This window comes from Intestinirhabdus alba (assembly GCF_009711095.1).
Taxonomy (GTDB): domain Bacteria; phylum Pseudomonadota; class Gammaproteobacteria; order Enterobacterales; family Enterobacteriaceae; genus Intestinirhabdus; species Intestinirhabdus alba.
Window position 1 is genome coordinate 55,751 of sequence record NZ_WMJZ01000026.1, and the last position, 9,030, is coordinate 64,780.

Genomic DNA, 9,030 nt, shown 5'->3' on the forward strand with positions numbered 1-9,030 from the left:
GTCGGCTCCTTACGGCAGACGATGGCGGGCCTGATAATAGGCCTGCCAGTGGGCTTCTTTCCGCACGCCGACGCGCTGCCCGAAATAGCGGCGCAGGCGGGCGCGATCGTCTTCGTTATCTTTAACGATGGTGCCGGCGATGCACTCCACCAGATCGGCAGGCTCACCGGCGCGCCCGGCTAAAAACCACGCCCTGACGCCAACGGCGTGGGCGACGTTGACCGCCTCGGCCGTGGACATCGTGGCGTTAAGCGTGTCCATGGAGGTTTTCTGGTCACCGCTGGCGCGCAGATCGCGGAAGGTGTGGATCAGCAGTTCCAGCACCGGCTCCGGGACGCAGTGCGGAATACCGCTGTGCTCCAGCAGGCGGGCGGAGGTGCGGGCGACCAGCTCCAGCTCCTGCTGAAAATCCATAATCGGGAAGACGGTTTCGAAGTCAAAGCGGCGCTTTAGCGCGGCGCTCATCTCATTGACGCCGCGATCGCGGGTGTTGGCGGTGGCGATAATATTAAACCCGGCGCGGGCGTAGAGCTGGCTCTCCTCGCCGGTCAGCTCCGGAACGGCCATCACCCGGTCGGAAAGCATACCCAGCAGGCAGTCCTGAACCTCCAGCGGCGTACGGGTGATTTCCTCAAAACGGACAATCTTTCCGTCGCGCATCCCCTGATACAGCGGCGCGGGAATCAGCGCCTGCGCTGACGGCCCCTGGTTTATCAGCAGCGCATAGTTCCAGGCGTACTTTATTTGATCTTCCGTAATGGAAGCTCCGCCCTGAATGGTTAATCCGGCATCGCCGCAGATGGCCGTCGCCAGCAGCTCGGACAGCAGGGACTTTGCCGTGCCTGGCTCGCCGACCAGCATCAGGCCGCGTCCGGTCGCCAGCGTTACCAGCATCCGCTCCACGGCCGCAGGGCTTATGACCACCTTGGGGCTGACGCCCCGCGCCTCGTCGCCGAGAATAAAGGCGCGCGCGGCGGGCAGGCTCAGCCGCCAGCCGGGCGGGCAGGGGTGGGATTCATCCTGTCTCAGCCGCGCCAGCTCGTCGGCATAAAGTACGGAGGCCGGGGGGCGCTGAAGATGCTTTTCCGATAGTGTCACGATCTCTTCCTTAAAAGGGCGCGGGGCCAGCCCGTCAGGTGGCGGAGCGCTCGCGAAAAATAATCTCTGCCGCGCTCAGCGCCTCGCTGAGTGCGCGGGGCGAGAGCGGCGAAAAGGGTGCCGGTTTCCCGTCGCGGTAAAGCGTAATCGACTGAAACTCCTGCTTTTGCCTGGCGTCAACCTGATAGTAATTCAGGCCGGGGGAGATCTGCAGAATCAGTTGGTACGGCGGCAGCGGATAGCAAAAGCTGAGTTCGCTGCTTTGCCGCCATCCCCAGGCGCGAAGGCCCAGCAGCTGCCCGCTGGTGGTTGTTTTTCCCTGCCAGCGCTCAAGGCGGCAACCCTGCGCCTCCTCTGGCGTAAGCTGTACCGTACAGCGCGCCAGCTGGCGAAAGGGCGGAATTAACTCATAGTCGGCGAAAATTTGCCCGAACGCCGCCCGTGACGCTGCGTCCATCTCCAGCGGATGAACGAGGCCCGTCAGCGCCTCCGGCGGCAGGGTGAACGGTTCGTCATGCTCATCGCAGAATTCGCCCTCCGCCGCCACGCGAAAGGCCCGCAGCAGGCGCTGCGGCTCTTCCGGCGCATAGAGGCCCCACAGCAGCCGTGGCGTCAGATGGCGGGTGAGGGGATGGTCGATAAACAGGGCCTGAAATTCGCTGAGCGACCAGCGCCGCGCGTAGCGCAGGGCGTTTTCCAGATGCGGCAGCAGGCGTTTAGCCACCTGGGCGGCATCTTTTTTCAGCCCCTTCAGCCGGGCCAGCGCTTCCGCTCCCCTGGTGGGGTCGTCCTCCGCGCGCAGGCGCGGCAGCGCTTTTTGCCGCACGCCCTGCTGGTCATAAACGATCGGCTGCAGGGATTCATTAAATTTCACGGTGAAGCGGCGGGGGCCAAAATCAAACGTCAGCGCCTGGGGATCGTCCAGGCCCAGCGTCGGCGTCAGCCGGTCCTCCAGCTGCGCCGCGCTCAGGCCGCGCGCTTTGGCCGCTTCCTGAAGGTAACGCGCGGCGCTCTCGCGCAGTGGGCGGGATTTCGCCCGCCCGGCGATATGGTGCAGTTGCAGCAGCGCCATATCGCTGCCGATGCGGGCCAGAACGTTCAGCCCGCTGGCGGCGCGGGCGGATTTACTCTCCTGCGGCCAGGCAAGGATCAGGGGCGTCAGATCGCGCACGGTGCTCTCATCGCCGAAGTACCACAGCGCAGGGAAAACCCAGTTCTCTTTCGACGGTGCGGCGGCGTTTTGCCAGGCGCTGAACATATCCCAGGCGAAGGCGGCCAGCGTCTGCGGCTGGCAGGCGGCTTTTACCTCCTTCAGGCCGCAGTAAACGCGGTCGCCCCGGGAAAACCGCAGCATCTCGCCGATGATCTCCAGCGCCTCGTCCGGCAGCGGCCGATCGTTGCTCTTCAGCCGCGGCCTGCGCCAGCGGGCGGGCTGCCAGAAGTCGGGCGCTTTGGGTATGCGGGCGGGATAGTGGTCCTGCGGCGTCTGATTAAGCCATTGCTCCAGCGCCGGCCATAGCTGCGGCGCGTCCCAGCGGCGGGTTACCGCCTGCAGCAGCCCGGCGTGCCCCTGCTGGTACAGCAGGCGCAGGGCGTTAATAGCCGCCTCGCGATCCTCGCCCGCTTTGCCGAACGCCAGCGGGATAAGCGCGACGGCGGCATGTTCCGGCCACTGCAGCAGCCACTGGCGGGCAAGCAGGCTGTGCGCCTGAAGACGCAGCCAGGCGCGGGCGACCGGCTGCGCCAGCGTCGTCGCCCCGAAATGGATCAGCACGGGAAAGAGGAGATGAGGCTGACGTTGCAGCGCCAGCGGCAGCGTGGGCAGAGCGTCAAGACCCAGCACGCTGAACAGATAGTCGGCACCGACGTGGTTGAAGCCCTCTTCATGAATAGCGTGCCAGCATTCGAGCGCCATCCGTCGCGGCAGGTGCGCCAGCAGCCAGAGATTCCACGTGCTGGTAGAGAAATCGCTGTGTTTAAGATGTTGCCGCCATGCCTGAATCAGCGCAGCGCCGTCGCCAGCCGCCAGCGCCGCTTCTCCGGCCAGTAGCGCCGGCTCCTGGCTGGAGCTGGCCTGCACGAAATCATCCACTCTGCCCTCCAGGATGACCTGTTTAAAGAACCAGGCTTCTTCTTCGAAGCCCAGCTCTTTGAGGAGGCGGTAGCCGCCCTTCAGCCGCAGACGCTCGGCAAAGGGCAGATTGTTAAAATAGCGGGCGGGCCTTTGCGCCGCCAGGGCCTCCTGCTCGCCGGGGAGCCAGCGCTCCTGCGGGGGCACCTCCAGCGCGGGCAGATCAAAACGCGGGATGGCGGCTTTTTTCTTTTCTCTCCGCCACGGCGGGGTCAGTAAAATAGCGGGAAGGTCCTTGCTGGCCGCAACGAGGGATGGCGAAGACTGCGGGCGGGGCGTCAGCTGCTTCAGCGCCCGATCGCTCAGCCAGGGGCGCACGCGCCCGGCCAGCTGCGGGTCCCGGGCAAGCAGCGTCTGCAGCAGAGTGCGCCAGCGCTCCTCCCGCGCCTGCAGTTGTTTGTTATCCACAGGCCGATCTCCGGGCCAGGGCGGCGGTTCCGGCAGCGCCAGCAGCTCCGCCAGCGCTGCCAGCGCCGCCTCGGGAAATTTTCGGGCGAACCGCTCCACCCGCAGCCAGGCAGCTTTGCTTTTGTCCGCCGCCAACAGCAGCAGCCGTATCGCCTGCGGATGGTTGATTTGCCCCACCAGGCTGCCGCAGCCCTCCCGGTGGGCATACGGCGTTAATCGTGAGATTGCCGCTATCCCCTGCTCGCGCAGCAGCGCCGCGCAGGCGGCGTAGCCGTGGCGGTTTTCGCAAATTACTTCGCTGCCCGCGCGGTCGGTGAAAATATCCAGCTCCCGGTCCCGCTCCAGGCTGGCCAGCGCGGCGGGGTCGGTGGCAACGGCCTTTAGCCACTCTCTTGACGGCAGATTACGAGGCCCAGCGCAGCGCGCCGCGACGGCATTGGCGACCTCTGGCCTCTCCGGCAGCAGCAGGGCGATAAACGGCTGCCGGTAGAGCGGAACCGCCGGAAGCGCGGCGACGAGCCTGTCGGCGCAGCGCTGCCAGATGCGATCCTCCGCCAGCGACAGGTGCTTGCGCAGGCGCAGATCGAAGTCATTACAGGCGTCAGAGCTAAAGTTGTTTTTGCTCTGATCCGGATGGGAAAAGGCAATATGAGGCGGGCAATAGGTTTGTTGCCACACTGCAATATTTTGCCGGGCAAGCACCACCTCAGTGGCATATTCAATGCCGTACCGCTGGACGATTTCATCCTGTAGCTCGCTGCCGTCGCTTTTCCACAGGCGCGTGAGCGCCGCCATCGCAAGGGGCGTCAGCGAGTCGTCAGCCGCCTCTGCCTCTGTCCAGCGAATGGCCTGAGCAATGGCCTGCTGCCACTCGGGAAGGCACGCTTCATAGCTCCATACCAGGGGCTGAACGGGCTGATAGCGGGAGAGCATCTCGCTATTCAGCCGCTGAAAGCGGCTCTCTGTAACCGGTGGTACGGGTTCCCCCGGCCAGCGGCGATGGCTTAACGGCTGTTTACCTTTTTTTAAACTCAGCGCAAGCTGAGCGTCGTCCGCCAGCCACGGGGGCGTGAGGCCGGAGGGCGCGGGCGGTGGTGAAGGCTGGCCGGCAACGGGGGGCTGTTCAGACGCCTTATCTTCAACGTAGCCTTTGCGGGTTTTTTCAGTAATCAGCTTCAGTTCGGCGTTGCTGGCCGCCGCCGCGTCGGCAAAGGTTTTAATCTGGCTCTGGCCGTTCGTGCCGACCTTCCCCCAGCGTAGATGCAGCTCGTTATCCTGCTGCGCGACCGCCCAGAATTTATGCGATTTTTCATCCTGACAGATAAAGATTTTCATGGCCATCCCTGTGCATACATCCAGCTTTTAAGTGATGCTAACAGCTATTGCTGGCCGTGGCGCAATAAGGAATGGAGAAAGCGTAATTTTCAGATTATATAAAGTGAAACCGCTGGCGGGGCGGCCTTTGAGAGCGTCAATAACGCTTCAGGAAGAGGGGAGGGGGCTGAGAATAGCTATGGGTAAAACGTTAATCACAAAAAGAGAAAAGCTGATTTCCCTTTTGCCGACCGTTCAACGCGCTGCCGGGACAGCGCGTTGAACAACTGGTTACTTAACCTGATGGCCCGGCTTTGCGCCCGCGTCGGGGCTGAGCAGGAAGATGTCTTTTCCGCCGGGTCCGGCGGCCATCACCATCCCTTCCGAAATGCCGAAGCGCATTTTGCGCGGTGCCAGGTTGGCGACCATCACCGTATGGCGGCCAACCAGCACCTGCGGGTCCGGATAGGCGGAGCGAATGCCGGAGAAGACGTTGCGCTTCTCGCCGCCCAGATCCAGCGTCAGGCGCAGCAGCTTGTCGGAACCCTCAACGAATTCGGCGTTTTCGATGAGCGCGATGCGCATATCCACTTTGGCAAAGTCGTCAAAGGTGATGGTGTCCTGGATCGGGTCATCCGCCAGCGGGCCGGTGACCGGCGCGGCCAGGGCCTTCACCTCTTCTTTCGAGGCTTCAACCAGCGCCTCGACCTGTTTCATATCGATACGGTTGTACAGCGCCTTAAAGGTATTCACCTTATGGCCCAGCAGCGGCTGGTGGATGCCGTCCCAGCTCAGCTGCGTATTAAGGAAAGCTTCCGCGCGTTCGGTCAGGGTTGGCAGCACCGGCTTGAGCCAGGTCATCAGCACCCGGAACATGTTCAGGCCCATGGTGCAGATAGCCTGCAGATCGGCGTCGCGGCCCTCCTGCTTCGCCACCACCCACGGTGCCTGCTCGTCGACGTAGCGGTTAGCCACGTCGGCCAGCGCCATAATTTCGCGGATGGCCTTGCCGAACTCGCGGCTCTCCCACGCTTCGCCGATGGTCGTTGCCGCATCGGTAAAGGTTTTATACAGCTCAGGGTCCGCCAGCTCTGAGGCCAGTACGCCGCCAAAGCGCTTATTGATAAAGCCCGCGTTGCGGGAGGCGAGATTCACCACCTTGTTGACGATATCGGCGTTGACGCGCTGCACGAAGTCTTCCAGATTGAGATCGATATCGTCAATGCGCGAGGAGAGTTTGGCGGTGTAGTAGTAGCGCAGGCTGTCGGCGTCGAAGTGCTTCAGCCAGGTGCCGGCCTTAATAAAGGTGCCGCGGGATTTGGACATCTTGGCACCGTTCACCGTGACATAGCCGTGCACGAACAGGTTGGTCGGCTTGCGGAAGCCGCTGCCTTCCAGCATTGCCGGCCAGAACAGGCTGTGGAAGTAGACAATGTCTTTGCCGATGAAGTGGTACAGCTCGGCGTCGCTCCCCTGCTTCCAGTAGTCGTCGAAGCTGGCGGCGTCGCCGCGTTTGTCGCACAGGTTCCTGAAGGAGCCCATGTAGCCAATCGGCGCATCCAGCCAGACGTAGAAGTATTTGCCCGGCGCATCGGGAATTTCAAAGCCGAAGTAGGGGGCGTCGCGGGAGATATCCCACTGCTGCAGGCCGGACTCAAACCACTCCTGCATTTTGTTGGCCACCTGCTCCTGCAGCGCGCCGCTGCGGGTCCACGCCTGCAGCATTTCGCTGAACGACGGCAGGTCGAAGAAAAAGTGCTCGGAGTCGCGCATTACCGGCGTGGCACCGGACACCACCGACTTCGGCTCGATAAGCTCGGTCGGGCTATAGGTTGCGCCGCACACCTCGCAGTTGTCGCCGTACTGATCCGGCGATTTGCACTTCGGACAGGTGCCTTTGACAAAACGGTCCGGCAGGAACATGCCCTTTTCCGGATCGTAAAGCTGCGAAATAGTACGGTTACGGATAAAGCCGTTCTCTTTCAGCCGGCTGTAGATCAGCTGCGACAGCTCGCGGTTTTCGTCGCTGTGCGTTGAGTGATAGTTATCATAGCTGATGTGAAAACCGGCAAAATCCGTCTGATGCTCCTGGCTCATTTCCGCGATCATCTGCTCGGGCGTGATGCCAAGCTGCTGCGCTTTCAGCATGATCGGGGTGCCGTGGGCGTCGTCGGCGCAGATGAAGTTTACCTGATGGCCGCGCATTCGCTGGTAACGGACCCAGACATCAGCCTGGATGTGCTCCAGCATGTGGCCGAGGTGGATGGAGCCGTTGGCGTACGGCAGCGCGCACGTTACCAGAATTTTCTTCGCGACTTGAGTCATAGTAGGTATTACTTCTTCACTAGTAAAAGGGGGTTTTGATGTTACCCGAAAGAAAAGCGCTACGCCAAGCGATAAGGGCATAATCCAGCAATGAATAATTATTATGGCTGGAGTAAACTACCCGGCCACGAAAGTCTTTTTCAGAACTACAAAAGGAGTCGGGATGAACGCACAATCCCAGGCCACATCACCAGAGACCCTGCGCGCGATGGTCGCGGGGACGCTGGCGAATTTCCAGCACCCCACCCTGAAGCATAATCTGACGACGCTGAAAGCGCTGCACCACGTGGCGTGGATGGACGATACGCTGCACGTTGAGCTGGTTATGCCCTTCGTCTGGCACAGCGCATTTGACGTATTAAAAGAGCAGTGCAGCGCCGAGCTGCTGCGTATCACCGGGGCGAAGGCCATCGACTGGAAGCTGTCGTACAATATCGCCACCCTGAAGCGCGTGAAAAACCAGCCGGGCATCAACGGCGTGAAGAACATTATCGCGGTCAGCTCCGGCAAGGGCGGGGTAGGGAAATCCTCTACCGCCGTTAACCTGGCGCTGGCGCTGGCGGCGGAAGGGGCGAAGGTCGGTATTCTTGATGCCGATATCTACGGCCCGTCGATCCCGACCATGCTGGGGGCGGAAGATCAGCGGCCCACCTCGCCGGACGGCACCCATATGTCGCCGATTATCTCCCACGGGCTGGCGACCAACTCTATCGGCTACCTGGTGACCGACGACAACGCCATGGTCTGGCGCGGCCCGATGGCCAGCAAGGCGCTGCTGCAGATGCTGCAGGAGACCCTGTGGCCGGATCTGGACTATCTGGTACTGGATATGCCCCCGGGAACCGGCGATATTCAGCTGACGCTGGCGCAGAACATTCCGGTAACCGGCGCGGTGGTGGTCACCACGCCGCAGGATATCGCGCTGATCGACGCCAAAAAAGGCATCGTGATGTTTGAGAAGGTGGAAGTGCCGGTGCTCGGTATTATTGAGAATATGAGCGTTCACATCTGCAGCAACTGCGGCCACCATGAGCCGATCTTCGGCACCGGCGGGGCGCAGAAACTGGCGGAGCAGTATCGCACTCAGCTGCTGGGCCAGATGCCTCTGCACATCAGCCTGCGCGAAGATCTCGATCGCGGTGTCCCGACGGTCGTCAGCCGCCCGGACAGCGAGTTCACCGCTATCTACCGTGACCTGGCCGGTCGCGTGGCGGCGCAGCTCTACTGGGAAGGGGAAGTGATCCCCGGCGAAATCGCCTTCCGCGCGGTATAAGCGCGGGCGCTGAGCCAGAGCGGAGGAGGAGCCTCCGCTCTATAACGCCGGACGGGTGTTTTATATCCTGGAATATTCCCCTGCTGAGATAGTAATTACCGCCGGTAATTATTCTTATAAATAAGAAAATATCCCCTGAACGTTTATTTATATTATTCTCCCAGAGCAGAAATCTTTATTTGCATCGGCTGTGCTAAGGGCGTATATCTGTCTACGCTTTTTCGATACGCAGCAATGCGCGTTATTAGTGCTACATATAACGAGGTTTTAAAAAACAGAGTTAGCCTCTCAGATATAAATAAACTGTATTCTGTTTTTTATTACATATTTGCCCTAAATAATTCAGATTGTATAACGGCGGCGTTGACAAGGATGAATATAAAAGCCAACGCCAAAGCAGCCTGACAAACCGCGGGTAAGCCTGGTCACCGGAGGGACCTATGACAGCCAGTCTGACACCACTCTTATTCAGCCACAGCCA

At 61.2% G+C, this 9,030-nt stretch carries 4 protein-coding genes; 1 reads left to right on the forward strand and 3 read right to left on the reverse strand.

The features are described 5' to 3' along the window. Positions 1–9: 9 nt before the first annotated feature. The 3 genes from GJV78_RS17075 to metG form a co-directional block, all read right to left on the reverse strand. Positions 10–1,098, reverse strand: coding sequence for an ATP-binding protein (locus GJV78_RS17075; protein WP_330998818.1), 1,089 nt, complete (start codon positions 1,096–1,098; stop codon positions 10–12). A gap of 34 nt (positions 1,099–1,132) precedes the next feature. Next, a complete protein-coding gene (locus tag GJV78_RS17080) occupies positions 1,133–4,972 on the reverse strand; it encodes a WGR and DUF4132 domain-containing protein (RefSeq protein ID WP_167519621.1) in 3,840 nt (1,279 codons plus the stop codon). Between the two features lie 270 nt (positions 4,973–5,242). Next, positions 5,243–7,276 carry a methionine--tRNA ligase gene (metG, locus tag GJV78_RS17085; RefSeq protein WP_155109476.1) on the reverse strand — a complete coding sequence of 678 codons (2,034 nt, stop codon included), beginning with the start codon at positions 7,274–7,276 and terminating at the stop codon, positions 5,243–5,245. A 163-nt stretch (positions 7,277–7,439) separates the two neighbouring features. On the opposite strand from metG, the gene apbC reads away from it, so the two are divergent. Beyond that, entirely contained in the window at positions 7,440–8,549 is a 1,110-nt protein-coding gene (gene apbC, locus GJV78_RS17090) for an iron-sulfur cluster carrier protein ApbC (protein ID WP_155109477.1), read from the forward strand. Positions 8,550–9,030: the final 481 nt, after the last annotated feature.